The 26,216-nt window shown below is 68.4% G+C and carries 18 protein-coding genes and 1 pseudogene; 9 read left to right on the top strand and 10 right to left on the bottom strand.

The window, feature by feature from the left end:
• The first annotated feature begins 61 nt into the window (after positions 1-61).
• Together L3078_RS30055 and L3078_RS30050 are read left to right on the top strand one after the other, a co-directional pair.
• Positions 62-1,852 carry an ABC transporter substrate-binding protein gene (locus L3078_RS30055; RefSeq protein ID WP_239757035.1) on the top strand — a complete coding sequence of 597 codons (1,791 nt, stop codon included), beginning with the start codon at positions 62-64 and terminating at the stop codon, positions 1,850-1,852.
• Positions 1,853-1,875: 23 nt separating this feature from the next.
• A complete protein-coding gene (locus L3078_RS30050) occupies positions 1,876-2,859 on the top strand; it encodes an ABC transporter permease (protein ID WP_239757034.1) in 984 nt (327 codons plus the stop codon).
• A 231-nt stretch (positions 2,860-3,090) separates the two neighbouring features.
• Here the strand turns inward: L3078_RS30050 and L3078_RS44980 are convergent, their stop codons facing one another.
• On the bottom strand, positions 3,091-3,279 hold the full coding sequence (locus tag L3078_RS44980; protein WP_420864193.1) for a VOC family protein: 189 nt from the start codon (positions 3,277-3,279) through the stop codon (positions 3,091-3,093).
• A gap of 72 nt (positions 3,280-3,351) precedes the next feature.
• A pseudogene (locus L3078_RS44975) lies at positions 3,352-3,457 on the bottom strand (VOC family protein); the annotation flags it as partial.
• 348 nt (positions 3,458-3,805) lie between these two features.
• On the opposite strand from L3078_RS44975, the gene L3078_RS30040 reads away from it, so the two are divergent.
• Positions 3,806-4,195: a hypothetical protein gene (locus L3078_RS30040; RefSeq protein WP_239757033.1), complete on the top strand. Its 390-nt coding sequence runs from the start codon at positions 3,806-3,808 to the stop codon at positions 4,193-4,195.
• Positions 4,196-4,802: 607 nt separating this feature from the next.
• Entirely contained in the window at positions 4,803-5,357 is a 555-nt protein-coding gene (locus tag L3078_RS30035; protein ID WP_239757032.1) for a hypothetical protein, read from the top strand.
• Positions 5,358-5,555: 198 nt separating this feature from the next.
• Here L3078_RS30035 and L3078_RS30030 read toward each other — a convergent pair whose 3' ends face one another.
• The 7 genes from L3078_RS30030 to L3078_RS30000 all read right to left on the bottom strand — a co-directional run bounded on the left by L3078_RS30030 (position 5,556) and on the right by L3078_RS30000 (position 16,658).
• Positions 5,556-6,692 (bottom strand): ABC transporter ATP-binding protein, encoded by a 1,137-nt coding sequence (locus tag L3078_RS30030; protein WP_239757031.1) that lies wholly within the window; start codon positions 6,690-6,692, stop codon positions 5,556-5,558.
• A 14-nt stretch (positions 6,693-6,706) separates the two neighbouring features.
• The gene (locus L3078_RS30025) at positions 6,707-7,768 is read right to left on the bottom strand and encodes an ABC transporter ATP-binding protein (RefSeq protein WP_239757030.1); all 1,062 of its coding nucleotides are present in this window, start codon (positions 7,766-7,768) and stop codon (positions 6,707-6,709) included.
• Between the two features lie 15 nt (positions 7,769-7,783).
• Positions 7,784-8,761, bottom strand: a complete 978-nt coding sequence (locus L3078_RS30020; RefSeq protein WP_239757029.1) for an ABC transporter permease — start codon at positions 8,759-8,761, stop codon at positions 7,784-7,786.
• 98 nt (positions 8,762-8,859) lie between these two features.
• On the bottom strand, positions 8,860-10,665 hold the full coding sequence (locus tag L3078_RS30015; protein WP_239757028.1) for an ABC transporter substrate-binding protein: 1,806 nt from the start codon (positions 10,663-10,665) through the stop codon (positions 8,860-8,862).
• A 102-nt stretch (positions 10,666-10,767) separates the two neighbouring features.
• Entirely contained in the window at positions 10,768-11,811 is a 1,044-nt protein-coding gene (locus L3078_RS30010; protein ID WP_239757027.1) for an ABC transporter permease, read from the bottom strand.
• 464 nt (positions 11,812-12,275) lie between these two features.
• Positions 12,276-14,183: a translational GTPase TypA gene (gene typA / locus L3078_RS30005; RefSeq protein WP_239757026.1), complete on the bottom strand. Its 1,908-nt coding sequence runs from the start codon at positions 14,181-14,183 to the stop codon at positions 12,276-12,278.
• Positions 14,184-14,447: 264 nt separating this feature from the next.
• Positions 14,448-16,658 carry an ABC transporter family substrate-binding protein gene (locus tag L3078_RS30000; protein WP_239757025.1) on the bottom strand — a complete coding sequence of 737 codons (2,211 nt, stop codon included), beginning with the start codon at positions 16,656-16,658 and terminating at the stop codon, positions 14,448-14,450.
• A 488-nt stretch (positions 16,659-17,146) separates the two neighbouring features.
• On the opposite strand from L3078_RS30000, the gene L3078_RS29995 reads away from it, so the two are divergent.
• The 5 genes from L3078_RS29995 (at position 17,147) to L3078_RS29975 (ending at position 23,206) form a co-directional block, all read left to right on the top strand.
• On the top strand, positions 17,147-17,437 hold the full coding sequence (locus L3078_RS29995; RefSeq protein ID WP_239757024.1) for a hypothetical protein: 291 nt from the start codon (positions 17,147-17,149) through the stop codon (positions 17,435-17,437).
• A gap of 50 nt (positions 17,438-17,487) precedes the next feature.
• A complete protein-coding gene (locus L3078_RS29990) occupies positions 17,488-18,324 on the top strand; it encodes a hypothetical protein (protein WP_239757023.1) in 837 nt (278 codons plus the stop codon).
• Positions 18,324-20,264 (top strand): fumarate reductase/succinate dehydrogenase flavoprotein subunit, encoded by a 1,941-nt coding sequence (locus L3078_RS29985; RefSeq protein ID WP_239757022.1) that lies wholly within the window; start codon positions 18,324-18,326, stop codon positions 20,262-20,264. The genes L3078_RS29990 and L3078_RS29985 overlap by 1 nt, the downstream gene beginning before the upstream one ends.
• A 22-nt stretch (positions 20,265-20,286) precedes the next feature.
• Positions 20,287-21,063, top strand: coding sequence for a succinate dehydrogenase/fumarate reductase iron-sulfur subunit (locus L3078_RS29980; protein ID WP_239757021.1), 777 nt, complete (start codon positions 20,287-20,289; stop codon positions 21,061-21,063).
• Positions 21,064-21,226: 163 nt separating this feature from the next.
• Positions 21,227-23,206, top strand: coding sequence for a hypothetical protein (locus L3078_RS29975; protein ID WP_239757020.1), 1,980 nt, complete (start codon positions 21,227-21,229; stop codon positions 23,204-23,206).
• A gap of 24 nt (positions 23,207-23,230) precedes the next feature.
• On the opposite strand, the gene L3078_RS29970 is transcribed toward L3078_RS29975, so the two are convergent.
• Positions 23,231-26,044, bottom strand: coding sequence for a SpoIIE family protein phosphatase (locus L3078_RS29970; protein WP_420864117.1), 2,814 nt, complete (start codon positions 26,042-26,044; stop codon positions 23,231-23,233).
• Positions 26,045-26,216 lie beyond the last annotated feature (172 nt).

Raw genomic sequence — 26,216 nt, 5'->3', positions numbered from 1 at the left:
ACCCCCTCCCCGGGGCCCTCTTCCCGACAAGCTCCCTCTTTCTGATTCAGGCAGGACACCCATGTCGATCTCCCGCAGGAACTTCGTCATAGCCGGCTCGGTCGCGACGGCCGGCGGCTCCCTGGTCCTCAGCGCGTGCAGCAGCGGCGGCGGGGGCGGTACGACGGGGAGCGGCGCGGCCTCCGGCTCCGCCGCCACGTACTCCAAGGTCGCGGTGGGCACCGCGACGGACTCCACCGGCCCCGCGCCGGAGATCCCGGGCGCACGCAAGGGCGGCACGATCCACGCCATCGGCCCGGACGACTTCTCCCACCTGGACCCGCAGCGGATCTACTTCGCGTGGAACTCCACGGTCGCGAACCTCTACGTCCGCTGTCTCACCGGCTACAAGATCGCTTCCGACGGCTCCATGAAGCTCGTCGGCGACCTCGCCACGGACACCGGGACCATGTCCGACGGCGGCGCCACCTGGACGTTCACCCTCAAGGACGGCCTGAAGTGGGAGGACGGCAGCGAGCTGACCGTCGAGGACGTACGGCACGGCATCGAGCGGGGCTTCGCGAGCTTCACCACCGAGGGCGCCACGTACGTCCAGACCTGGCTGACCGGCTCGCACGACTTCCGGTCCGTCTACAAGGGCCCGTACGGCGGCAAGCACCTCTCCTCGGTCGTCACGGACGCAGCGAAGAAGACCGTCACCTTCCACCTGAAGACGGCGCGCCCCGACCTCAACTGGGCGCTGGCGATGCACTCCTACGGTGCCGTGCCGGTCGCGCACGACAGCAAGGAGAAGTACGACAAGGACCCGGTCTCCTGCGGCCCGTACAGGATCAGGCAGCACTCGGTCGACAAGTCCCTGACGCTGGTGCGCAACACCCACTGGGACCCGAAGACCGACGCGATCCGCAACGCCTACCCGGACTCCGTCGTCTTCGAGTTCGGCCCCGAGGCGCTGCCGGCCACCGACCGGCTGATCGCCGACTCGGGGACCGACCGGTACGCGGTGATGGCCTACAGCGGTGTGCCGGCCGAACGCATCCAGAAGGTGATCAGCGACAGCACGCTGGAGTCCCGCACGATCGACGGCCTGTTGACCGGCCTGTACTACTACGCCATCAACTGCCGCCGCATCAAGGACGTCCGGGTCCGCCAGGCCCTCAACCACGCCTGGCCGCTGGAGCAGATCCGCTCCATCTACGGCGGTCCGTCGGCCGGTGACTACGCGACGACCATCCTCAGCCCGGACATCGCGGGCCGGGTGAAGTTCGACGTCTACGGCAAGCTGAAGAACCCGCGCGGCGACACGGCGAAGGCGAAGGCGCTACTGAAGGAGGCCGGCAAGCTCGGCCAGAAGATCGTCTACACCTATCCGCAGGGCGGCAACGACGCCTACGAGAAGACCAAGGTCGTCATCGCCAACGCCCTGAAGGAGGCGGGCTTCGACCCGGTCGTGAAGCCGGTCGAGTCGACGAGCTACTACGACCAGGTGGGCCAGATCGACAACCAGTTCGACGTCATGTGGTACGGCTGGTCGCCCGACTGGCCCGCCGCCTACACCCTCATCCAGCCGCTCTTCGACGGCACCACGATCGCCGACAACGCCCCCAACGTCTCCCAGCTGAACGTGGGCTGGGTCAACGCGGCGATCAAGAAGGACGCGGCCATCAGCGACACCGCGAAGGAGAACGCGGCCTGGGCGGCGCTGGACAAGGAGATCATGGCCAAGGAGGCGCCGATCATCCCGGAGACCTACCAGCGGCGCTACTACCTGTACGGCTCCAAGGTGGGCGGCGCCCAGTTCGACCCACTGTTCTCGGCGTTCATCGTCTACAAGCTGTACGCCAAGGCCTGAGCCGGCCCGGGACCCGCGCAGCCATGCTCCGCTTCCTCGCACGCAGGACCCTGAGCGCGCTGCTGATCCTGCTGATCATCAGCGCCATCACGTTCCTCCTCTTCTACGTCGCCCCGCGCGACCCCGCCCGCGCCGCCTGCGGCAAGCTCTGCACCCCGCAGACGCTCGCGCTGGTCCGGCACAACCTCGGCATCGCCGATCCGCTGCCCGTGCAGTACTGGCACTGGCTGGTCGGGGTCTTCGCGGGCCGGGACTACGCCGGGCTCGGCCACTGCCCCGCCCCCTGCCTCGGCTACTCCTTCACCAACCACGAACCGGTCCTCGGCCTGATCACCGACCGCTTCCCGACCACACTCTCCCTCGCCCTCGGCAGCACGGTCGTCTTCGTGGTGTTCGGCGTCGGCACCGGCATGATCGCGGCGGTCAAGCAGGGCAAGGCACTGGACAAGATCGCCTCGTCGGCGTCCCTGGTCGGCTCGTCGCTCCAGATCTACATCGTGGGCGTGGTGGCGATGTACTACCTCTCCGACCAGTGGGGACTGCTCCCCCGCCCCTCGGACGCCGTGGGCGTCACCCAGGACCCGTTCGCCTGGTTCAAGGGCCTGCTCCTGCCCTGGCTGGTCCTCGCGATCATCTTCACCGCCAACTACACCCGGATGACCCGGTCCCAGCTCGTGGAGAGCCTCGCCGAGGACTACGTCCGCACGGCCCGCGCCAAGGGCATGTCCCGGCCCACGGTCTTCTTCCGCCACGCCTGGCGCGGCGCCATGGGCCCCGTCGTCACCATTCTGGGCCTCGACATCGGCTACCTCCTGGGCGGCGCCATCATCACCGAGGAGACCTTCGGTCTGCACGGCATCGGCGCCCTCTCCATCAAGGCCGTCCGCGACAACGACCTGCCCCTGCTCCTCGGCGTCGTCCTCGTCGCGGCCACGGCGATCGTCCTCGCGAACATCGTGGTCGACGCGGTGTACGCGCTGATCGATCCACGGGTGCGGCTGGCATAGGGGCCGGGAGGCGGCCGCACTGTGAAGGGTCCGGGACCGTGGAGACGGACCCGGGCCCTGCCGCGGCGCGCGTCCTGGCGGATCCCCCGTCGACCCACCCATGAACACACGCCGCGAGCCTCACGCTGAATCGCCGCCGGAAGAGGGGCTGTGAGGAGCACCGACTCGAAGAAGTACTTGTCTATCAGCGGCTTCAGCCGATGCGCACACCTCTTGAGGAACTCCAGAGCTTCAGTCCAACTCCCCTCGCTCCACGCAGAATTCGTTTCCCTCGGGGTCGGCCATGAGGACCCAGCCGCCCGTCGTCGGGGCGGGTATGGTCGGCGATGACGCAGGCGCCCAACGCGAGAGCCCGCTCGACCTCCTCGGCACGGGTGCGGCCCGGGGCCTGAGGCCGAAGTGGAGCCGGTTCTTGACCACCTTGGGCCTCGGGCACCGGACGAACAGCAGCCTCGGCCCACCGTCCGGATCCGCGATCAGCCGCCTCCGGATCACCGGGTTTGTCGTCCTCGGCCAGCGGCCGCCGCCCGAGCAGTTCGCTCCAGAAGAGGGCGACGTCGTACGGGTCGCCGGTGCAGTCGAAGGTGAGGCTGTGGATAGCCGGGGGGTGTGAGGCTCAACTGGGTCTCCGTCGTGGGGCGATAGTCATCAGCACCCTCAGGGTGTGGCCACAGACCATAGGCTCGCCACCGAGTTCTCCCTTGGTCCCGTCTCGCGAGGCTCAATTGATCCTCAAGAAACTGTGGAGACGGTTGTAGGCTGCAGTGCATCGTGGGACGGTAATTGCGCGTTGAAGGTCCATCACCTTCCGTAAGCAGGGGGAATGTAGCGCATGAAAAAGGACACGTGCTCCAAGTGGCCTTTAGACCGGTGCGCTTGGTCAAGAGCGGGAGAAAAAAGTATGCGCCTCACCAAGAAGAGCAGACTCACGGGAGTTATCGCTCTGATGACCGCAGCCTCGGCGCTCGTTATCGCCGTACCGGGGACGGCTCAGGCGGCGGCGTGGTCCACGAGCTGCGACAAGGGGGCTGCCGACAACGACGCCGGCGCCAACGACATGGTCGCCACCGTCTGGCGGAAGAGCGACGCCACCAAGGGTGCCCGCGCTTCCTTCAAGGGCAGCGGAGAGACTCTGTCCGCGCGCAACTGGTCGGGAGCCGCGATGACGGTCAGGGTCGAATGGGCGAACGGCTCGCAGCTCGAGCGAACTTGGGACTACGCCCTCTGGACCGGTGACTCTGTGGAGAAGAACTTCACCATCCCCGAAGGGCGAACGGTGTGGGTGAGCATCGGAACGCCAGGCGGATCCACGGCTGTCTGCAAGGGCAAGGCATAAGAATGTAGCCGTGTCGAAGTTTTGAACGGGCCGGACAGGATCTCTGTCCGGCCCGCTGCTTCCCGGTGGGCCACTCCGCTGGTGTGAAGCGTCTGCCGGTCAGCCTTTGCCCTCCTTCGCCTGTCCGTGTCGCCTCCAGTGCCTTCAGAGCCGATTCCAGCACCACGTCCCTCCGAGCGCGCCTCGATCGTCGGCCCCTCCGGGCAGTGGCAGGCCACAGAGGACCTTCGAGATTGCCGGAGATCGCGACCTGGCCTCGTGAAACCGGCTCAGCAGCCGCCAGGTGCGCTTGGCGTCATCCTGGGTGGTGTCGAACCATATGTACGTCGAGCCGCCGGCCGACTGCGTCTTCGATCGCGGTCTCCCCTACCGCCCGCGCAGCATGATGCGTAGAGAAGCTGGCCATTGTGTCCCATCGACTGGATCGCCCAGCTCGGGACCATCTCTCGAACCGCCGCATCGCGAGGCTGCGAGTAAACCTCAGATGTTCCTCAGAACTCAGGACGACGCCGTACCCGCAGCCAGCTAGCTGGCATGCTCAGAACACCTGAGCTGAGCATTGGACAGCCAGTCGAACAACCTTCGCCACCAGTCAAGGAGCTTCACTGTGCGCGCTACCAGAGCCGCATCGCTGCTAATCGTCTCCACCCTCGCTGCCGGAGTGCTGGGCGGGGCCGGGCCCGCCGCGGCACATGGCCATGGCCCTTTCGGTAAGCCGTGCGAACCGGGCTACGAGTACGTAGCCACCTCGACAAAGAAGTCCGTGAAAGCGCAAGGACGTGGCATCCAGAAGGGGATCGGTGTCACGTTGGCCAACTACAACGGCGGCTCGAAGACCATGACTTCGGTTTTCACGTCTGAAACTGAAGGCGAAGTCGGCATCTCCGTGAGCGGCAAATTGAAGGCCAAGAGCTCCGTGGTACTGGCCGAGGTGGAGCACGAATACGGCGTGGAGGTTTCCGCCAAGCTAAGGGTCAAGATTGGCAACCAGATCAGGGTGAAGACCCCACCCAAGAAGACCAGTTATGCACGCTACGGCGTCTTCCGACTGAAGGTCACCGGCTACAGTCGATACATCAACGCGAACTGCACCAAGGGGACAAAGATCAAGTCAACCATCCTGACACCCCACCTCGTCGGCTGGTACACCTACAACCGCTGAGCCGAGCTGCAACAGCTTTCGCCTTCTGCCCCACGAATGTCGACCGCCCCAGCATCAATCATGTGGCATGCCAACACCCTCGACGCCAGAAGAATTAATAGCTCTTCAGGCGTCGAGGGCCAGGACATTATCTCGACGGTGTGATTCGGGGCAGAGTCCCTCTGCTTCACCGCCAAGATCACCCATCATCCTGCTCAGTCAGTCCGTACGGACCTTTGCCGCCGTCTCCGCGTCCTTCTCCAGGGCCTTCAAAGCGGGGTCCAGCACCACATCCCCTCCACGGGCCTCCGTCGTCGGGTCCTCAGGGAAGTGACAGGCTGTCAGGTGGCCTTCACGATTGCCGGAGATCTGGAGCAGCGGGGGCTCCTCGCTGGCGCACTTGTCCTGAGCCTTCCAGCAGCGCGTACGGAAGCGGCAGCCCGACGGAGGCGAGATCGGCGAAGGCACGTCACCGTAGAGCCGGATGCGCTCCTTGTCCTGGGCCGAATCATCGATCTCGACCTCCGGGACAGCGGAGAGGAGCGCGTGGGTGTACGGGTGGCGGGGCCGGTTGTAGATCGAGTCCCGGTCGCCGACCTCCACCACCTTGCCGAGGTACATCACGGCGACGCGCTGCGAGAAGTGCCGGACGATGGCGAGGTCGTGGGCGATGAACAGGAACGCGATGCCGAGTTCGTCCTGGACCTTCTGGAGCAGGTTGACGACCTGCGCCTGGATCGACACGTCCAGCGCCGAGACCGGCTCGTCCGCGACGATCAGCTTCGGGTTCAGGGCGAGCGCGCGGGCGACCCCGATGCGCTGGCGCTGACCGCCGGAGAACTCGTGCGGGAAGCGGTTGTAGTGCTCGGGGTTGAGGCCGACCAGCTCCAGCAGCTCGCGGACCTTGTTCTCCCGGCCGCCCTCGGGGTTGATCCCGTTGACCTCCATCGGCGACTTGATGATCGTGCCGACCGTCTGCCGGGGGTTGAGGGAGGAGTACGGGTCCTGGAAGATCATCTGAATCTCGGACCGCACCGGCGCCAGCTGCCTGCGCGAGGCGTGCGAAATATCCTTGCCCTGATACTTGATCGTGCCCGCCGTCGGCTCCAGCAGCCGGGTGATCAGTCGACCCGTGGTCGACTTGCCGCAACCCGACTCGCCCACCAAACCGACGCTCTCGCCGACGCCTACAGTCAGATCGACGCCGTCGACCGCCTGCACTGCACCGACCTTACGTTTGATCGGGAATCCGCCGTAGATGGGGAAGTGTTTCGTCAACCCCTGCACTTCGAGGAGTGTTTCCCTCGAAGTGCCGACGGAGCCCTGCTGTGCGGGGAGGGTGAGGTTGTCGCTCATGGTCTCGGTTCTCCCTAGCGCAGCCGGGGCTGAATCTTGTCGATGAAGATGGTCTGCTTCTGTTCTGCGGTCAGGTGGCACGCAGAGGCGCGGCCCTCACCCAGCGGGGGCCGGGTATCGGTGCACAGAGTGCCCGTGACCTCGCTGGTGAACGCGCACCGCGGGTGGAAGGGGCAGCCCGAGGGCGGGTTGAGCAGCGAGGGCGGGGAGCCCGGGATCGGCATCAGCATCTCGTGGATGTCGCCATCCAGGCGCGGCATCGAGCTCAGCAGGCCCCAGGTGTAGGGGTGCTTGGGGGTGCGCAGCACCTCCTTGACGCTGCCGCGCTCCACAGCCCGGCCGGCGTACATCACCAGCAGGTCGTCGGCCATGTTGGAGATGACGCCGAGGTCGTGGGTGATGAAGATGATCGCGGAGCCGAACTCCTGCTGGAGGTCCTTGAGGAGGTCGAGGATCTGCGCCTGCACGGTCACGTCGAGCGCAGTCGTCGGCTCATCGGCGATCAGCAGATCAGGGTCGCACATCAGCGCCATGGCGATCATCGCCCGCTGGCGCATACCCCCTGAGAACTGGTGCGGGTAGTCGTCGAAGCGCACCTTGGGCTGCGGGATGCCGACCTTCTCCAGCATCTGGATGGCCCGCTCCTTGGCCTCCTTCTTGGAGGCGCCGCGGTGCTTCATGAACGGCTCGGACAGCTGCCGGCCGACCGTGTAGTACGGGGAGAGGGCGGTCAGGGGGTCCTGGAAGATCATCGCCATCTTGTTGCCGCGGAGCTGCTCCAGCTCCTTCTCCGTGGCAGTGACGAGTTCCTTACCATCGAGCAGGATCTCGCCGTCGATGGTGCTGGTCCGGGGGTTGTGCAGCCCCAGGATCGTCAGGTTGGTGACGGACTTGCCGGATCCCGACTCGCCGACGATGCCCAGGGTCTTACCGCGCTCGACATCGAAGGAGAGCCCGTCGACGGCCTTGACGATGCCGTCCTCGGTGGAGAACTGCACCCGCAGGTCACGGACTGAGAGGAAGCTCTCGGGCCCGGTCGGGGCCGGTGCGTCCTCGGTCTTGGTCAGTGTGGTCACGGTGGTTCGTTCTTCCTAAGAGAGCCGTACGCGCGGGTCGATATAGGCATACGCGATGTCGGTAAGAATGTTCACGATGAGGATGAAGAAGGCTCCGAACATCATTACTCCCATCGTCAGCGGGAGATCCTTGGACCCGGCACCCTCCACGGCCAGGCGTCCGATGCCCTGGAGCGAGAAGGTGATCTCCGTGACGACGGCACCACCGAGCATGGAGCTGATGTCGATGCCCAGGACGGTGACGATCGGGATGAGCGAGCCACGCCAGGCGTAGCGGAAGAAGACGTACTTCTTCGGCATGCCCTTGGCCCGGGCCGTGCGAACGTGTTCCTCGGCGAGCTGCTCGATCATGGAAGCGCGTGCCATACGGGTGTACTGCGCGGTGAAGATGGTGGCCATCACGACCACGGGGATGGACATCCCGATGAACCAACCGGCCGGATCCTCGGTGATGGGGACGTACTTCGGGTCCTCCATCCAGCCCGTGCTGTAGACGAGGATGATCAGGACGATCGGGCCGAGGAAGTAGATCTGGAAGGAGCTGAGCACCATGGACGCGCCCGTGGCCACCTTGTCGAGCACGGAACCACGCCGGTAGGCAGCCAGCATTCCCGCACCCACCCCGATGACGAGGAAGCAGATCGCGCCACCTGCGGTGAGCGTGAGGGTCGTCGGGAACCGGTCCATGATCGTGTCCCAGACGAAGTCACCCGAGTGGAACGACTGGCCGAGGCACGGTGCGGCGCAGTGGCCGTCCGGGAAGTCACGGCCCATCACGATTCCGGACATGAACTGCCAGAACTGGGTCGCGATGGGGAGATTGAGGCCGAGTGCCTCGCGAATGTCCTCCAGTCTCGAGGCGGAGCAGTCCCTGCCACAGGCCAGCGAGGCATAGTCGGACGGCGCGGCGACGAACAGGAAGAACGTGGCGGCGCCGATGAGGAACAGGGTGACGACGGCACCGGCCAAGCGCCGGATGATGAACTGAAGCATGGCGGGGAGGCTGCTCTCTTCAGAGAGGGTGGACGGTTTCACGGAACCGCGGGGGTGCGCTCCGCCTGGTGCACACCCCCGCGATCAGCCGTAGCGAGTTACGACTTCAGGAACAGGTTGTTGACGTCGATGTAGCTCGACTCGGTGCTGTACCGAGCACCGCCGATGTTCGAACCGTAGAGCTGGAACTGCTTCGTGTACCACAGCGGAGCGGCCGGGTTGACCTTCTCCAGGATGTACTTGTGCGCTTCCTTCCAGGTCGCGGCAGCCTCGGTCGGCTCTTGGCCCAGGGCCTTGTCGATGAGCTTCTGGACCTCGGGGTCCTTGATGTGCGAGTAGTTCGACTGACCGTCACCGACCAGCGAGGGGTCGTATACCGGCGTCACGACCGTGGCCGGGGACGGCCAGTCCTGGCCCCAGCCCGTGATGTAGATGTCGTACGGGTTCTTGACCTTGCCGATCTGCTCGTAGTAGCTGGCGGCGTCGACCTCCTTGGAGACCACGTCGATACCGACCTTGCCCAGCGCGTCCTCGATGGCGACCTTGCGCTTCTGGCCCTGCTCGGTGTTGCCGTAGGCGAAGACGAGCTTCTTCTCGGCGGCCGGAACGTCCTTCAGGAGCTCCTTGGCCTTCTCGATGTTGCCCTGCGGCGTCTTCAGACGACCGTACGGGTCGTAATCCTTCTCGTAGCCCGGCAGCGTTGGAGCGAACAGGTTCGGAGCGACGTCACCGCCGTATGCACCGCCCTCACCGGCGATGAGGGACTTGGAGTTCACCGCGTAAGTGACGGCGTCGCGAACGGCCTTGTTCTTGACTCGGTCGAGGTTGAACGTCAACTGCATGACGTAGGGCTGGTAACCCTTGATCGTGCGCTTGTTGATTGCGGCGTTGCTGATGACGTCCTGGATCTGGGTGGACTCGACACTGCCGGTGAACTGGATGGCGTTCTTGGAGACACCTTGGTCCGCGATCAGACGCTTGGTCTGGGTGGACTCGGTGACGCCGAAGTCGATGCTCCAGCCGTCCACGTACTGGTGACGCACGGAGTCGCTGTCCGCGTTCCACTGGTCGTTCTTGACGAGCTTGAGGGACTTGCCGACCTTGTACTCGGAGATCTTGTACGGGCCGAGGGAGACCGGGGCCTTGTCGTACTTCTCCTTGGTGTCGGTCTTCTCCGGGACGATCGAGTAGCCCGGCATGGCCAGTGTCTGGGGGAAGTCCGGACGCGCGGTGTCGAAGTGGAAGACGACCGTCTTGTCGTCCGGCGTCTCCAGCACGGAGTCCGGCAGGTGCTTCTTACCGAAGCCGCCGTCCGGCAGCAGCTTGCGCGGGTCGTCCTTGTACTGGTTGCCGGCGAGCCAAGATCGGACGTAGGGCGGACCGTCGAAGATGAACTTCGCGAACTGACGCTCGAAGGTGTGACGGACGTCGGCCGAGGTGATCTCGTTGCCGTTCTGGTCCTTGATGCCGTCCTTGAGCTTGTACGTCCAGGTCTTGCCGCCGTCGGACGACTGGCCGGAGTCAGTGGCGATGTCACCGACTACGGAGACGCCACCCTTGCCGTCTTCCTTGAAGTTGGTCAGCCCGCGGAAGATCAGGTTGGAGATCTGCCCCGCGTCGGAGACGTAGATCTGGCCCGGGTCCAGGTGGGACAGGCCCGCCTCCTGGTAGACCTGGATCGTGCCGCCCTCCTTGGCCCCAGCAACAGCAGCGGCCGGGCCCTGGGAGGCCGCAGCGTTCCCGTAGGTGACGGGCTTGGACTGGGCCGACGCTTCCTTCTGGTCCTTCTTCGAGTCCTTGTTGGAGCTCGTTCCCTTGTTCTCGGAGCAGCCGGTGAGCGCGAGGGAGCCAGCCGCGATCGCGACCACTATGGCACGCGCTCTGCGCGAGGTGAGCGACTTCATGACGGTTTATGCACCTACCTGTCGGTTGTTATCCATGAGTACTGCCTGACGCGGCTGGTAGGCCGACGCGGGGGCGGCAGTCACCCCCCACCAATGGACGGTTCAGCGCCCGGACTTGGGGTCGAAGGCATCCCGTACGGAGTCTCCGAGGAGGTTGAAGCACAGGATGAAGATCACCAACGCCACGCCCGGGAAGAACATGAACGCCGGGTCCTGCTCGGCGTACCTCGCGCCGACAGCGAACAGCCGGCCCCAGTCCGGGGTCGGCTCGACGAAGCCGACACCCGCGAAGGAGAGGAACGCGATGGTGAGAATCGTGCTGGGCAGCTGATACGTGAACTGCACCAGGATCGGCGAGACGACGTTCGGCAGGATCTCCTTACGAACGATCCGCCAGGGTGAGGCTCCGGACACCTTCGCGGCCTCCACGAACTCGCGCTCACGCAAGGAGAGCACGGTGGAGCGCACGAGTCGGGCCATTCCCATCCAGCCCAGAACCCAGAGCACGATCAGGATCGCCACCGCCCGGAAGTAGGTGGGCGTCTCCTCACGCGGATCCACGAAGAACGCGGTCACGACGGGCATGAAGGCGATGAAGAACAGCTGCTGCGGGAAGGACAGGAAGAAGTCGGTGACGCGACCGATCCAGTAGTCGGTACGCCCGCCGAAGTATCCACCGATCAGACCGAGGATGACGCCGGTCAGCATCACCAGCACGGTCACACCGAGAGCCATGTAGAGCGAGGTACGCATACCGAACACCAACATGGCGAAGACATCGCGACCGTACTGCGGTTCGACACCGAACCAGTGCACTCCGGAAACCCCTCCGAAGTAACCGAGCGGGAGACCGAAGTCGTCCAGCACGGGGGTGTCGGCGTAGGTCGGATCCTGACCGTAGAGGGTGTACGGGTCGGTGCCGCTGATCGCGGTGAGCAGTGGCGCCAACAGGGCGATGACGAAGTAGAAAATCACCACCCCGGCGCAGAACATGCCGGTACGGTCGCGCCGGAAGCGCTGCCACATCAGCTGGCCGGGGGAGCGGCCTTCGAGCTTCTTGGGCTCGACCTTCTCGCTGGTGGATGCCAGCTCGGGGTCCAAGGCGACCGCGGACCCTGAGCCCTCGGCCTTGGTTGGACTGGTCATGTCTGTTCTTCCCCCGGGGGGTTGGAGAGTTGAGCGCAGCACAGATACCGGCAGGTTCTGTGGTTTGGGGGAACTTTCGCCAAACGGGTCAACGCGCGTCAAGGGCGGAAGGCATAGGGATCTCCCTACCGTCCATATTTTGAGCAAAAATTGCAAAGATTGACACCTGGTCGCGCTTGACAGGTGAGACGAGAAACCGGCGAATCGGACATACGCGGAACGATTTTTGTTTACATGTCCGAAACTTGATCGCTGCAACACCGATATCCGAACAGCGCCGCACAGCTCTCAGACAGTCAACCGAAAGATCGTGTGCGGAAGTCCAGCCTCCCCCGCGGCCTCTTCACACCCTCCCCCGAATCCCCTGTATCCCCACCGCATCTTCCCCGTATGCGGGCAGGCCGGAAGCCCGGTCCTCCAGAAGGTGGAGAACCGGGGCTTCGCAAAGGGCAATTGACGGAACGTCAGCCGTGCTTGGCGCGGCTCGCGGCACGCGCGCGCTCGCGGGCGTCCAGGTTGACCTTGCGGATGCGCACGGCCTCCGGGGTCACCTCGACACACTCGTCGTCGCGGCAGAACTCCAGCGACTGCTCCAGCGACAGCTTGCGCGGCGGGACGATCGCCTCGAACGAGTCGGCCGAGGAGGACCGCATGTTCGTGAGCTTCTTCTCCTTGGTGATGTTCACGTCCATGTCGTCGGAGCGCGAGTTCTCACCGACGATCATGCCCTCGTACACCTCGGTGCCGGGCTCCGTGAACAGCACACCGCGCTCCTGGAGGTTCGTCATCGCGAACGCGGTGACGGCGCCGGCGCGGTCGGCGACGAGCGAGCCGTTGTTACGGGTCGTCAGCGTGCCGAACCACGGCTCGTGGCCCTCGTGGATGGAGTGGGCGATGCCCGTGCCGCGCGTGCCGGTCAGGAACTCCGTACGGAAGCCGATGAGGCCGCGGGACGGGACGACGAACTCCATGCGGACCCAGCCGGAGCCATGGTTCGACATGTTGTCCATCCGGCCCTTGCGGACACCCATGAGCTGCGTGACCGCGCCCATGTGCTCCTCGGGGACGTCGATCGTCATGCGCTCGACCGGCTCGTAGACCTTGCCGTCGACGATCTTGGTGACCACCTGGGGCTTGCCGATGGTCAGCTCGAAGCCCTCACGGCGCATCTGCTCGACCAGGATGGCCAGCGCCAGCTCACCGCGGCCCTGCACCTCCCAGGCGTCGGGCCGCTCGGTGTCGAGGACCCGGAGGCTGACGTTACCGACCAGCTCGCGGTCGAGGCGGTCCTTGACCTGGCGGGCGGTGACCTTGCGGTCCTTGACCGCGGCCTTGTTGTCCGCGCCCTTGCCCGTGCCACCGCGGCCGACCAGCGGCGAGGTGTTCGTGCCGATGGTCATCGAGATCGCCGGCTCGTCGACCGTGATCAGCGGCAGCGCGATCGGGTTCTCGGTGTCGGCGAGGGTCTCGCCGATCATGATGTCCGGGATACCGGCGACGGCACAGATGTCACCGGGGCCCGCCACCTCGGCCGGCTTGCGGGTGAGCGCCTCGGTCATCATCAGCTCGGTGATGCGGACGTTGGACATCGTGCCGTCACGCTTGATCCAGGTGACGGTCTGGCCCTTGCGCAGCTCACCCTGCTCGACGCGGAGCAGCGCGATACGGCCGAGGAAGTTGTCGGCGTCCAGGTTGGTGACGTGCGCCTGGAGCGGGGCCGACTCGTCGTAGGACGGGGCCGGGACGTGCGACAGGATCGTGGAGAAGAACGGCTCCAGGCTGTTGCTGTCGGCCGGGACGGTGCCGTCCTCCGGCTTGGTCAGCGAGGCGACACCGTCACGCGCACACGCGTAGACGATGGGGAACTCGATCTGGTCCTCGTCGGCGTCGAGGTCGAGGAAGAGGTCGTAGGTCTCGTTGACGACCTCGTCGATGCGCGAGTCCGCGCGGTCCGTCTTGTTGATGCACAGGATGACCGGCAGGCGCTGCTGGAGCGCCTTGCGCAGCACGAAGCGGGTCTGCGGCAGCGGCCCCTCGGAGGCGTCGACGAGCAGGACGACCGCGTCCACCATCGACAGACCGCGCTCGACCTCACCACCGAAGTCGGCGTGGCCGGGGGTGTCGATGATGTTGATGGTGATGACGTCGCCGCCATCCTTCGGGTGGTACTTCACCGCCGTGTTCTTGGCGAGGATCGTGATGCCCTTCTCACGCTCCAGGTCGTTCGAGTCCATCATGCGGTCGTCGAGCGACTCGGCGGCGTGCGCGGCGAAGGCACCGGCCTGCTTGAGCATGGCGTCGACCAGAGTGGTCTTGCCGTGGTCTACGTGAGCGACGATGGCGACATTGCGAATGTCGTGGCGCGTGGCCATAGTGCGGCGATCTCCCGGGGTGTGTGGACGGCCCTCGCGTATGTCTCTCGTCACGCGGACCCTGCCGGGCTGGACACGCCACGGCCTCACCCCATGGTACGGGGCCGACGCGGCAAGGGCTCCCCGGGCTGCTCCGGCCCAGCTCGGCCCGGCCCAGGCCCAGCTCAGACAGGCTCCGCCGCGACTCGGGCGCCCCACACGCCGGCCGCCGCCCCTACGACTCGGGGCGGCGGCCGGGGCCCTCTCGATCGAGGGGGTGATTGCCTACGTCCCCGTGGGCCGCGCCGGACCCTGCGCGCCCTTCTTCAGGAAGCCCATGTCCTCGTAGAACGGGGTCTGGAAGCCGAAGGCACCCGCGTTCGCGAGGTCGGTGCGGGCGGCGACGAGCTGGGGCCGCTGGTAGAGGGGGATGGACCCGGCGGCGGCCCAGATACGGGCGTCCGCCTTGCGGATCAGGGCGCGCGTCTTCGCCTCGTCGAGGGTGGAGACGGCCTGGTCGAAGAGCTGGTCGACCCGGTCGGTGCCGACCCGCGTGTAGTTCTGCTCGACGCTCAGCGAGCCGTCGGCCGCGGGCACCGGCTTGGCGTAGATCGGCCGGGCGTCGGTCGCGGGGTACGCGGAGGCGGGCCAGGAGTACAGCGCGAGGTCGTACTGCCCGTTCGCGATGTGGTCCTTGAAGTAGCTCTCGTCCGCGACCTTGGAGATCTCCGTACGGATCCCGACGCGCTCCAGCATCGCGGCGATCCGCGCACCGACGGCCCGCAGCGACTCCGTGCCCGGCCCCGACGGCAGCACGAACCGCAGCGTCAGCAGCTTGCCGTTCTTGGCGAGCGGGCCCCTGGCGGCATCGGCGGGCGCCCGCGTCCCGCGCGGGGCGTACGCGCCGGGCGCGCCGCCCGGCTTGAACTGCTTGCCGTCCTGGGCGAGGTTCCCGTCGGCGTCGTTCGGCTTGTCGTCCTGACCGACGATGTACGTGCTCTCGTCCTCGGAGTTCCGGGAGTCCTCGGCGTTCCGGGAGTCCTCGGAGTTCCGGGAGTCCTCGGAGTCCTTGTTCTTCCGTTCGGTCCGCTGCTCCTTCTCGCCCTCCGCGCCGGCCGCCTTCCTGCCGGGTGCGAGGGGGCCGCCCGGTTCCCAGCCAGCGTCGGCGAGGAGGGCGCGTGCCTCATCGGTGTCCTGGCCACCGAGAGCGCCGCTGTTGTCGGCGTAGGCGGCCTGCCCGGCGAGGGCGAGGTGGCTGCCGACGGGGACGGCGGGCAGGCCGAGCGGCTCCAGGACGAGGGCGGCGAGCTTCTCACGGTCGATCGCGCGGGCGACGGCGCGGCGGACCCGCTCGTCGGCGAGGGGGCCGTCGGAGCCGTTCAGGGCGAGCTGGGTGTAGGCGGGCTCCAGGGAGCGGCGGACGGTGAAGCCGCGCAGGGCGGACTGCTGGGCGGTGTACGCGGCGATCGCCTGGCGCCGCTTCTTCCGGGCGCTGATCTCGTCGTCGGCGGCCTTCTCGTCCGAGCCGTGCGCGATCGCCCAGGAACGCAGCGCCTTCGCGGAATCGCCCTGCGCGAGGGGCCCCGCGGCCCCCGACTCCTTCTTGTCCCGGGAGGCGAGCATGATCCTCTCGGCCTGGACCGAGTCGATCTCGGCGATGTCGACCTTGTCCTCGGCCAGCGCCTCGACCCGCTCGGTACGCGGCACGGCACGCAGCACCAGGGTCGAGACCTTGGCGGTGCGGCCCCACCAGCGGGGATTGCGGGTGAGCGTGACCGCGCCGCCCTTGCGGTCGATGTCCTTCAGCGCGAACGGACCGGCGGTGACCTTGAGCTTCTTGCGGGCGCCGTCGTTGAAGGAGTCCGGGGTGCCCATCACCTGCTTCGGGTACAGCGGCGAGAACAGCGACTTCCAGTCGGCGTACGGGCGGGCGAAGGTGACCCGGACCTCCAGGTCGTTGTCGCCGCGTTCGATCTTCTCGATGCGTTCGTAGCCGGCGTTGCGGGCCGTCCAGTACGCGGAGTCCTTGCCGGACAGGGCCCGCCACTGCGCGGCGAAGTCGGCGGCGCCGATCTCCCGGCCGTCGCTCCACACCGCCTGCTGGTTGAGCTTGTAGAGCACGACCTGCCGGGGCTCGCGCTCGACGACCTTCGCGGACTCCACGTAGTCGGAGTTGATCTCGGGGCGTCCGCTGGCGTCGAGGCGGTACATCGACGGCAGTACGGCCCCGGCGATCCGCGTGGTGGCCGGGTCGGCGTCCGCCTGGAACGTGTTCAACGTCTCCGGTACGGCGTCCACGGCCCAGCGCAGGGTGCCGCCGTCGGCGACCAGGTTTCGCGCGGCGGGCGCGATGTCCTGCTCGGCGACGGGTCTGCCCGCCGGGTCCTCCTCACCGCATCCGCTCAGCACGGGCATCGTGAGCACGCCTGCGGCGAGGAACACCAGGGAGCGGCGCGGGGCGCGCGGTCGAACGCGGTCGTGGGGAATCGGCGTCATGGCGACCTCCTCGCTCCGCGGTGGGAGTACGGGGACGGGGGTGGCTCTGATCACGTTCGGCGGTATATGGAGCTGATCAGACGGATGCGGCCCACTGAAGAGGACGCGGTTGTCGTGGGGCCGCCGACACGACGGGGGCGCGCCGGAACCCACCCGTTTGGCCGCGTCGCCCTCCGGGGGTGCGGCCGGATGGGTGCGTGGCGGCTGCGGCCCGGTGGGGCTTCTCGCGCAGTTCCCCGCGCCCCTGAAAAGCTGGGGCTGCGCTCCTTGCTTTTCAGGCCCGCAGGGCCTGGGTCTTTAGGGGCGCGGGGAACTGCGCGAGACGCCCAACGCACCCGCACCCGACAACGCACCCACCCGGCCGACCCCCACCCGCGCAAAAGAAAACCGCAAACCGCTTCCCACCGGCAGGTGTGACGCGCGACACTCGCAGGCGCATGAACGTTGCCGCCTTGGGGCCCACCACCCCCTGAAAGCGAGGGCAAGTCATGTCCGTGCACGACGATTTGACGTCGGTCCGGCGCTGCCTGGACGAACTGACCCGGTCCGTACGTCGCCTGGAACAGCAACTCGGCGGCAGCGGCCTGGAGATACGCCGCGTCCGCACCGACGCGGACCACCTGCGCGAGAGCATCGCGCTGCTGGGCGAGGCCGCCTCCGCGCAGACGAAGCCGCGTCGCCCCGACCTCGTCCCCATCCCCGACACCCCGTACGACAGCTCCCTGTGGACGGACTCGGACGACGAGGGCCTCGGCTCCCGCGACCGCCGCGCCCCCTGACCGCCGTCGTCCGTCCACCCCCGACAACCAACCCGACCGGGAGTCCCCCGTTGGCCACTGGTACGGAACCACCGGCAACAGAACCCCTTCCACAGCGCGGCGGCGTGCGGACCCGTACGCGCGCCGCGATCTCCGCCCCGCACCTGCGCACCGACCGCTGGTGGCTGGCCCCCGCCGCCACGGCCGCCGGACTGCTCGCCTTCATCGTGTACTCGACCTGGCGGGCCTTCGCCGACGAGCACTACTACGCCGCCCCGTACGTCTCGCCGTTCTACTCGCCCTGTCTGGCGGAACGCTGCGAACCCATGCACGGCGGCCCCAACTGGGAGATCTTCGGCGCCTGGTGGGGCATCTCACCGGCGATCATCATCCTGATCTTCCCGCTCGGCTTCCGCCTGACCTGCTACTACTACCGCAAGGCCTACTACCGCGGCTTCTGGGCGTCCCCGCCCGCCTGCGCGGTGGCCGAGCCGCACCGGACGTACTCGGGCGAGACCCGCTTCCCGCTGATCCTGCAGAACCTGCACCGGTACTTCTTCTACGCCGCCCTGCTGGTCGCCGGCATCCTCACCTACGACACGGTCCTCACCTTCCGCGACGAGACCTACGCGTGGGGCCACATGGGCCTCGGCACCCTCGTGTTCCTCGTCAACATCGTGCTGATCTGGGCGTACACCCTCTCCTGCCACTCCTGTCGGCACATCGTCGGCGGCAAGCTCAAGCACTTCTCCAAGCATCCCGTGCGCTACCGGATGTGGCAGTGGGTCGGCAAGCTGAACGCCCGTCACATGCAGCTCGCCTGGGCCTCGTTGGTGAGCGTGGCGCTCGCCGACTTCTACGTGTACCTGGTCGCGTCCGGCGCCTTCGACGATCCGAGGTTGTTCTGATGTCCGTGGTCGAACGACAGGAGTGGGACGTCGTCGTGATCGGCGCCGGCGGCGCCGGACTGCGCGCCGCGATCGAGGCCCGCGAGCGGGGCGCCCGTACGGCCGTGATCTGCAAGTCCCTGTTCGGCAAGGCCCACACGGTGATGGCCGAGGGCGGCATCGCGGCCGCCATGGGCAACGTCAACTCCGGTGACAACTGGCAGGTCCACTTCCGCGACACCATGCGCGGCGGCAAGTTCCTCAACCAGTGGCGGATGGCCGAGCTGCACGCCAAGGAGGCTCCCGACCGGGTCTGGGAGCTGGAGACCTGGGGCGCCCTCTTCGACCGTACGAAGGACGGCCGCATCTCGCAGCGCAACTTCGGCGGCCACGAGTACCCGCGCCTCGCCCACGTCGGCGACCGTACGGGCCTGGAGCTGATCCGCACCCTCCAGCAGAAGATCGTCGCGCTCCAGCAGGAGGACCACAAGGAGACCGGTGACTACGAGTCCCGGCTGAAGGTCTTCCAGGAGTGCACGGTCACCCGGGTGCTGAAGGACGGCGACCGGGTGTCCGGGGCGTTCGCGTACGAGCGCGAGTCGGGCCGGTTCTTCGTCCTGGAAGCTCCCGCCGTCGTCATCGCGACCGGCGGCATCGGCAAGTCGTTCAAGGTGACCTCGAACTCGTGGGAGTACACGGGTGACGGGCACGCGCTGGCGCTGCTCGCCGGTGCGCCGCTGCTGAACATGGAGTTCGTGCAGTTCCATCCGACGGGCATGGTCTGGCCGCCGTCGGTGAAGGGCATCCTCGTCACGGAGTCGGTGCGCGGCGACGGCGGGGTGCTCAGGAACTCCGAGAACAAGCGGTTCATGTTCGACTACATCCCGGATGTCTTCAAGGAGAAGTACGCGGAGTCCGAGGAGGAGGGCGACCGCTGGTACGAGGACCCGGACCACAACCGGCGCCCGCCCGAGCTGCTGCCGCGCGACGAGGTGGCGCGGGCCATCAACGCCGAGGTGAAGGCGGGCCGGGGCTCGCCGCACGGCGGGGTCTTCCTGGACGTGTCGACCCGCATGCCGGCGGAGACCATCCGGCGCCGACTGCCGTCCATGTACCACCAGTTCAAGGAGCTGGCGGACGTCGACATCACGGCGGAGGCGATGGAGGTCGGGCCGACCTGCCACTACGTGATGGGCGGGATCGCGGTCGAGTCGGACACGGCCGCCGCACGCGGGGTGCCGGGCCTGTTCGCGGCCGGTGAGGTGGCCGGCGGGATGCACGGCTCCAACCGGCTGGGCGGCAACTCCCTCTCCGACCTGCTGGTCTTCGGCCGCCGGGCGGGCCTGCACGCGGCCGAGTACGCGGCGGGCCTGGCCGGTGCACGCCCTCCGGTGGACGACATCGAGGTCGACACGGCCGCCGCCGAGGCGCTGCGTCCGTTCTCCGCCGAGGGCCCGGCGCCCGGGGAGGCCGCGGCGGCGGGGAGCCGGCCGCCGGAGAACCCGTACACCCTCCACCAGGAACTCCAGCAGGCCATGAACGACCTGGTCGGCATCATCCGCCGCGAGGGCGAGATGGAACAGGCGCTGGAGAGGCTCGCCGATCTGCGGGTGCGGGCGCGCCGGGCGGGGGTCGAGGGGCACCGGCAGTTCAACCCCGGCTGGCACCTCGCCCTGGACCTGCGGAACATGCTGCTGGTCAGCGAGTGTGTGGCGAGGGCGGCGCTGGAGCGCACGGAGTCCCGTGGCGGCCACACCCGCGAGGACCATCCGACGATGGACCGCGACTGGCGCCGGATCAACCTGCTCTGCCGGCTCACCGATCCGGCGGCCGGCGACAGCGTGGTCGGCCCGATCGCCCTCACCCGGGAGACCACCGAAGCCATCCGTCCCGACCTGCTCGCCCTCTTCGACAAGGAGGAGCTGGTCAAGTACCTCGCCGAAGAGGAGCTGTACGAGTGAGCAGCTACGAGGAGCCGCGATCATGAGCGGTTACGAGGCCCGCTTCAAGGTGTGGCGCGGCGATGTCGAGGGCGGTGACCTGAAGGACTTCAGGGTCGAGGTGAACGAGGGCGAGGTGGTCCTCGACATCATCCACCGCCTCCAGGCGACCCAGGCCCCCGACCTCGCCGTCCGCTGGAACTGCAAGGCGGGCAAATGCGGTTCGTGTTCGGCGGAGATCAACGGCCGCCCCCGGCTGATGTGCATGACTCGCATGTCGGTGTTCGAGCGCGACGAGACGATCACCGTGACGCCGCTGCGTGCCTTCCCGGTGGTCCGTGACCTGGTCACGGACGTGGGGTTCAACTACACCAAGGCGCGTGAGGTCCCGGCCTTCGTACCGCCGGAGAAGCTCGCCCCGGGCGAGTACCGGATGATGCAGGAGGACGTGGACCGGCCGCAGGAGTTCCGGAAGTGCATCGAGTGCTTCCTGTGCCAGGACACCTGCCACGTCGTCCGCGACCACGAGGAGAACAAGCCGGCCTTCGCGGGTCCCCGCTTCCTGATGCGCGTCGCGGAACTGGACATGCACCCGCTGGACGCGGCCGAGGCCACCGGCCTGGACCGCAAGAAAACCGCCCAGGACGAACACGGTCTCGGCTACTGCAACATCACCAAGTGCTGCACCGAGGTGTGCCCCGAGGGCATCAAGATCACGGACAACGCCCTGATCCCCCTCAAGGAGCGGGCCGTCGACCGCAAGTACGACCCGCTGGTGTGGCTGGGCTCGAAGATCAGGAGGCGTTCCTCGACGGGGTGAGGTCCCGGGCGGGCGGTCGGCACCCGCCCGCCGCACCGGGCGGCTCCCCCACTCCGGCCCACCCCGCTCGCGGGCGCCCGGAACCGGTCATACGCTCCCGAATGTGACGTCGCGTCTGAGAAGGAGCCGAGCGCGCGGGGCCACGTCCCACATAGCCGTGCGCGTGTCCCACACCGCGTTCGGGGGGCTCGTGGCCCTGGCGTGGCTCCTGCTGCCCACGACGACGCACACAGCCGCCGAGGGCCGCCCGACGGACCCCCACACCGCCGAGCGCGCCATGGGCGAGGTCGTGGGGCCACCCGTCGGCGCTGGGGCCGCCCTCAGGGTCGAGGGACCGCCCGACGGTGACCGGCCTGCGGCTGCCGCCCCCGGGCGGCTTGTCCTGGCGCCGGGCGGCGACGGGATCGCGGCCCCGGCCGACGACAGCGCCGGCTCGGATCTGATCCTGCCAGTGGCCGCCGCGGGCACGGCCGTCGCCGTCGCCGCGTACTCCCTCGTACGACGCAGACGCCGCGCCCGGCTGCGTACGACCCCGACCGGCGTCTTCGAAGCCCCCACCACCCCCCTCACGGACCTGCACCACCGCGCCCGGCGCCTGCTCGTCGAGACCGACGACAGCGTCCGCACCAGCACCGAGGAACTCGGCTTCGCGGCGACCCGCCCCGGCCACCCCGCCCCCACGCCACCCGCGGGTGAGGCACCGGGCCCCGCAGAGGCCGAGCCGTCCCCGGAGACCGCCCCGGATCGCCGCCACCCGCGCCCGGACGCGGACCGGCCGGGTACGGACGAGTCAGGCGTGGACCGCCAGGCTCGTCAGAAGCCCGACACGGACCAGTCGACCGCGGACCAGCCGCCCACGGACCGACCGATCGCGGACCAGCCGACCTCAGACCGGCCAACCACAGACCAGCCGACCACTGACCGCCCGACCGCGAGCGAGTCAGACATCGCGAAGTCCGGCCTCGACCGACCTGACGTCGGCGAGCCCCGCCTCGACCGGCCCGATGTCGACCGGCCCGACGCCGAGAAGCCTGACGCGGACGGGCCTGGCGCGGCGGAACCCCCGAAGGCCGGCCCCCTCGGCTCGCGCGCGGCGCAGCCGTTCGTGCTCGACCCGGCGCAGCCCTTCGCGGAGACGCCCGCGATGCGGGACGCGGTGCGGCCGTTCGTGGAGGCGTTGGCGGACGCCAGGGGTGAACTGGTCGCCGCGTTCGGGGCGGGCCAGCGGCTGGACGAGGAGAGCGATTCGCTGTCGCCCGACGAGGAGCGCGCGCTGCTGGAAAAGATCCTCACCCGGTGCACGACGGCACAGCGGCGGCTCGACACGGCGACCCCCGCCTTCGATCAACTCCGGGCCCTGGAACGGGACATCACCCCCGCCCTGGAGTACGCCGAGGCCCGCTTCCGTGAGCTGACCGGCCGTACGGCGACCGCGGCCACCACCCTCGCCGCCCTCCGCGACACCTACGCCCCCGCCGCCTCCCTCCCCGTCGCCGGACACGTCGAGCAGGCCAAGGACCGCCTGGTCTTCGCCACCACCGAACTGAACCGGGCCCGGCAGTCCGCCTACCCCGGCGACCTGGACACCGCGGCCGTGCACCTACGGGCCGCCGAGGGCGCGATCGACCAGGCGGACCTGTTCGTGTCCGGAGTGGAGCGGCTCGCCGCCGAGCTGGCCGACGCCACCGAGCTCGCGCAGCAGGGCGCCCCCCACACGGGCCCGTACGACGATCCCCACGACGTCCTGCGCCGCCAGGGCCGCTGGCTGCTGCCGTCCCGCAGCACCGTCGCGGCCGCGGCCGACTTCGTCACCACCCACCGGGCGGCGGTGGGCGTACGGGCGAGGACCCGACTGTCGGAGGCGGAACGGCACCTGGGGCTGGCCGGCGACGCCGAGACCGCCGACCACGCCCGACGCGCGGACACCCTCGCCCTGGAGGCCCGCGACCTGGCCGAGCAGGACGTAAGGGCGTACGGCAACCCGTACGGCGGCCCGGTCGGCGACGGCCTCGCCGGAGCCCTCCTGGGCGGCATCATCCTCGGCGAGCCCGCCGAGGACACCGGCCGGACGAACCCACGAGGCCCCGCCTGCTACGGCGGTACGGCCACGCGGGCCCGCAGAGCGACGAGCGGCCGCTACTGAACGACGGGCCGCCCCCAGCCGGCCCTAGAACAGGCTCAGCAACGCCTCCGCCGGATCCGTCAGGCCGTGCTCACCACCCGGCAACGGCAGCTCGAACCACACCGTCTTGCCGCGAGGCGTCCGGCGCGAGCCCCACGCGGCGGAGAGCAGCCCGACCAGTTGCAGCCCCCGTCCGCCCTCGTCCGTGTCCCGGGCGCGACGCCGGCGCGGTTGCACGAGCCCGGCGTCCCACACCTCGCACACCAGCGTTCTGTCCAGCAGCAGCCGCAGCCGTATCTCGCCCTCGCCGTACCGCAGCGCGTTGGTGACCAGCTCGCTGACCAGCAGTTCCGCCGTGTCGACGAGCGGCTCCAGATCCCACGCCAGCAGTCGTCCGCGCGCGTACTCCCGGGCGCGCCCCACGCTGCGCGGCTCACGCGGCAGGGTCCAGTCGCCGACGGAGTCCTCCGGCAGCCCCTGCACCCGGGCCATCAGCAGCGCGATGTCGTCCTCGCCGTGGTGGGTGTCGAGGGTGTTGAGGACGTGGTCGCAGACGTCCTCCAGGGACCTGGGCGTGTCCGCGCGGAGCGTGGTCGGCGGCTGGCCGGGGTCGGTGAGCGCGCCGACGAACGCCTGGAGGCCCTCGTCGAGGGGGTGGTCGCGCGATTCGACCAGTCCATCCGTGTAGAGCGCCAACAGTGCCCCTTCGGGCAGTTCGACCTCCACCTCCTCGAACGGCTCGCCGCCGACGCCGAGCGGCATACCGGGCGGCACGTCGAGCATCAGCGCGCTCTCGCCCGGCTCGACCAGCACCGGCGGCAGATGGCCGGCGTTGGCGAAGGTGCAGCGGCGGGTCACCGAGTCGTAGACGGCGTAGACGCAGGTCGCGAGGTAGACCTCGGAGAGGTCCTTGTCGCTGGGCCGGCTGGCGGCGGTGCGGGAGGTCGACTGGACGCCGCCGGGGGTGCCGAGGCCACGGGCGATCTCGTCGAGCGCCGAGAGGACCTCGGCGGGCTCCAGGTCCAGCAGGGCCAACGTACGTACCGCCGTACGCAGTTCACCCATCGCCACCGCTGCCCGCAGCCCTCGGCCCATCACGTCGCCGACGACGAGTGCCGTGCGGTGCCCGGGGAGTTCGATGACGTCGAACCAGTCGCCGCCGACCTCGGTGGCCGCGTTGCCCGGCAGATAGCGGCAGGCGATGTCCAGCCCGGAGGCCTCGGGGTCGCCCGGCGGCAGCAGGGAGCGCTGCAGGATGAGGGCGCGTTCGTGTTCGCGGCGGTAGAGGCGCGCGTTGTCGATGCAGACGGCGGCGCGCGCGGCCAGCTCGACGGCGAGCCCCCGGTCGCGCTCGCCGAACGGCTCGCTGCCCTTGGTCCGGGAGAACTGCACGAGCCCGACGACGGTGTCGTGCGCGACCATCGGCACGGCGAGCGTCGACTGGATCAGGTTGCCCTCCTCGGGCACCTCCTGGGGGCGGGCGGTGCGCAGGGCGTCCGAGCAGGCCGAGTTGAACGGGTAGTGGTGGACGGCCCCGACGCGTACGGGGGCGGGGCCGCCGACGAACGGCGCGTCGGAGACGGCGCTGGCGAAGGCGACCCGGCGCAGTTCGGCGCTTCCGTCGGCGAGTCCGGGCGGGGTCTCGTCCCCCACCAGCAGGCCTTGGTAGAGGTCGACGGTGGCCAGGTCGCAGAAGCCGGGGACGACGACGTCGAGGAGTTCGCGGGCGGTGGTCTCCAGATCGAGGGAGTTGCCGATGCGCGAACCCGCCTCGTTGAGGAGGGCGAGATTCCGCCGGGCCGCGGCGGCCTCGCGGGCGGCGGCGCGGCGGGCGGTGATGTCGATGGCGAGCCAGGCGATGCCGATGGGGCGGCCGGTGCCGCTGTGCACGCGGTAGAGGTTGACGGACCAGTGGCGGCGCTCTTCGGAGCCGGGCACGAACCCGGTGATGTGCATGTCCGTGATCGAGTCGCCGGTCTCCAGGACCCGGCGCAGGGTCGCCTCGACCCGTTCGGCCTCCGGGGACCGGAGATAGTCGTGCACGCCCCGGCCGCGGTGGTCGTCGACCTCGCCCCCGTAGATGGTGGCGAAGCGCTGGTTGGCGCGCCGCACCCGGAGATCGGTGTCTATCAGAAGGAAACCGAACGGGGATTGGCCGAAAATGGCCTGCGAAGCGGCAAGGTCGGTCTCTATCCGACGCAGGGTCCGCACGTCCACGACGATGCACAGGGCGGCCCGCTCGCCGCCCTCCACGGTGGTGGGCATCACATAGACCTCGGCGAGCCCCTCCTCCCCGCCGGGGACCGGCACCCGGAAGGGGACCACCCCGGTCCACTCCCGGCCGTCGAGGACCTCGGCCATCTTCCGCTGGCCCTCGGCACGCCGATCGGGGTCGACGAACGCCTCGATGGGGTCCATTCCCATGGCCCGCTCCGCCGAGATACCGAACAACTGCTCGGCCCGCAGACTCCACTGGTCGACGAGTCCGTCAGGACCGATCGAGAACGAAGCGACCTTGATGTAGTCGTACATGGACCCGGGCGGGCTGGTCTGCCACATCGGGTCAACGACCCCATGACCACCCATGACACCCGCGTCCTCAGCGGATTCGCCTCCACGACCGGCGGGTTCGACCGCCGCACGACCGGCGGATCCGCCCGCCCCACGGGCGGTTTCGCCCGCCGTACTGTCGCGTGCGGCGCCGCTGTCGCGCGTGGCTCCGCCCAGGCCGGAATCGTCTGCGGCCTCGGGCCTCGCGCGGTCCGACGGGCCACCCGCACCCGTGGACTTCGTGGCCTTCGCTGGTATCTCGCTCACGCGAACCGTCCCCTCCAGCTCACCGCGTCCGGCTTCGGTCACCAGGGGCGGCTGCCCGCAGTATCCAGCACTACGGCGCCGCGCAACACGGTGTTCACGATCACAGCACGGTCCCGATCGTTTTTGGACCGGCTGCGACATACTCCCAAGTCTTCTAACCAGGCGTTGCCCCCTCGAATCAAAGACTCCAGCCAGCGCTACTGGCTTGAACCAG

This window comes from Streptomyces deccanensis (genome assembly GCF_022385335.1).
Classification (GTDB): domain Bacteria; phylum Actinomycetota; class Actinomycetes; order Streptomycetales; family Streptomycetaceae; genus Streptomyces; species Streptomyces deccanensis.
The sequence above is the reverse complement of the archived record's forward strand: the minus strand, read 5'-3'. Positions and strand labels throughout refer to the sequence as shown.

Excerpts from the sequence above, each read along its gene's own strand:
- L3078_RS30010 (WP_239757027.1), bottom strand. The coding sequence starts at position 11,811 with ATGACCAGTCCAACCAAGGCCGAGGGCTCAGGGTCCGCGGTCGCCTTG.
- L3078_RS30030 (WP_239757031.1), bottom strand. The coding sequence starts at position 6,692 with ATGAGCGACAACCTCACCCTCCCCGCACAGCAGGGCTCCGTCGGCACT.
- L3078_RS29985 (WP_239757022.1), top strand. The coding sequence starts at position 18,324 with ATGTCCGTGGTCGAACGACAGGAGTGGGACGTCGTCGTGATCGGCGCC.
- L3078_RS30050 (WP_239757034.1), top strand. The coding sequence starts at position 1,876 with ATGCTCCGCTTCCTCGCACGCAGGACCCTGAGCGCGCTGCTGATCCTG.
- L3078_RS30015 (WP_239757028.1), bottom strand. The coding sequence starts at position 10,665 with ATGAAGTCGCTCACCTCGCGCAGAGCGCGTGCCATAGTGGTCGCGATC.
- L3078_RS29995 (WP_239757024.1), top strand. The coding sequence starts at position 17,147 with ATGTCCGTGCACGACGATTTGACGTCGGTCCGGCGCTGCCTGGACGAA.
- L3078_RS30055 (WP_239757035.1), top strand. The coding sequence starts at position 62 with ATGTCGATCTCCCGCAGGAACTTCGTCATAGCCGGCTCGGTCGCGACG.
- L3078_RS30040 (WP_239757033.1), top strand. The coding sequence starts at position 3,806 with ATGACCGCAGCCTCGGCGCTCGTTATCGCCGTACCGGGGACGGCTCAG.
- L3078_RS29980 (WP_239757021.1), top strand. The coding sequence starts at position 20,287 with ATGAGCGGTTACGAGGCCCGCTTCAAGGTGTGGCGCGGCGATGTCGAG.
- typA (WP_239757026.1), bottom strand. The coding sequence starts at position 14,183 with ATGGCCACGCGCCACGACATTCGCAATGTCGCCATCGTCGCTCACGTA.
- L3078_RS30000 (WP_239757025.1), bottom strand. The coding sequence starts at position 16,658 with ATGACGCCGATTCCCCACGACCGCGTTCGACCGCGCGCCCCGCGCCGC.
- L3078_RS30020 (WP_239757029.1), bottom strand. The coding sequence starts at position 8,761 with ATGCTTCAGTTCATCATCCGGCGCTTGGCCGGTGCCGTCGTCACCCTG.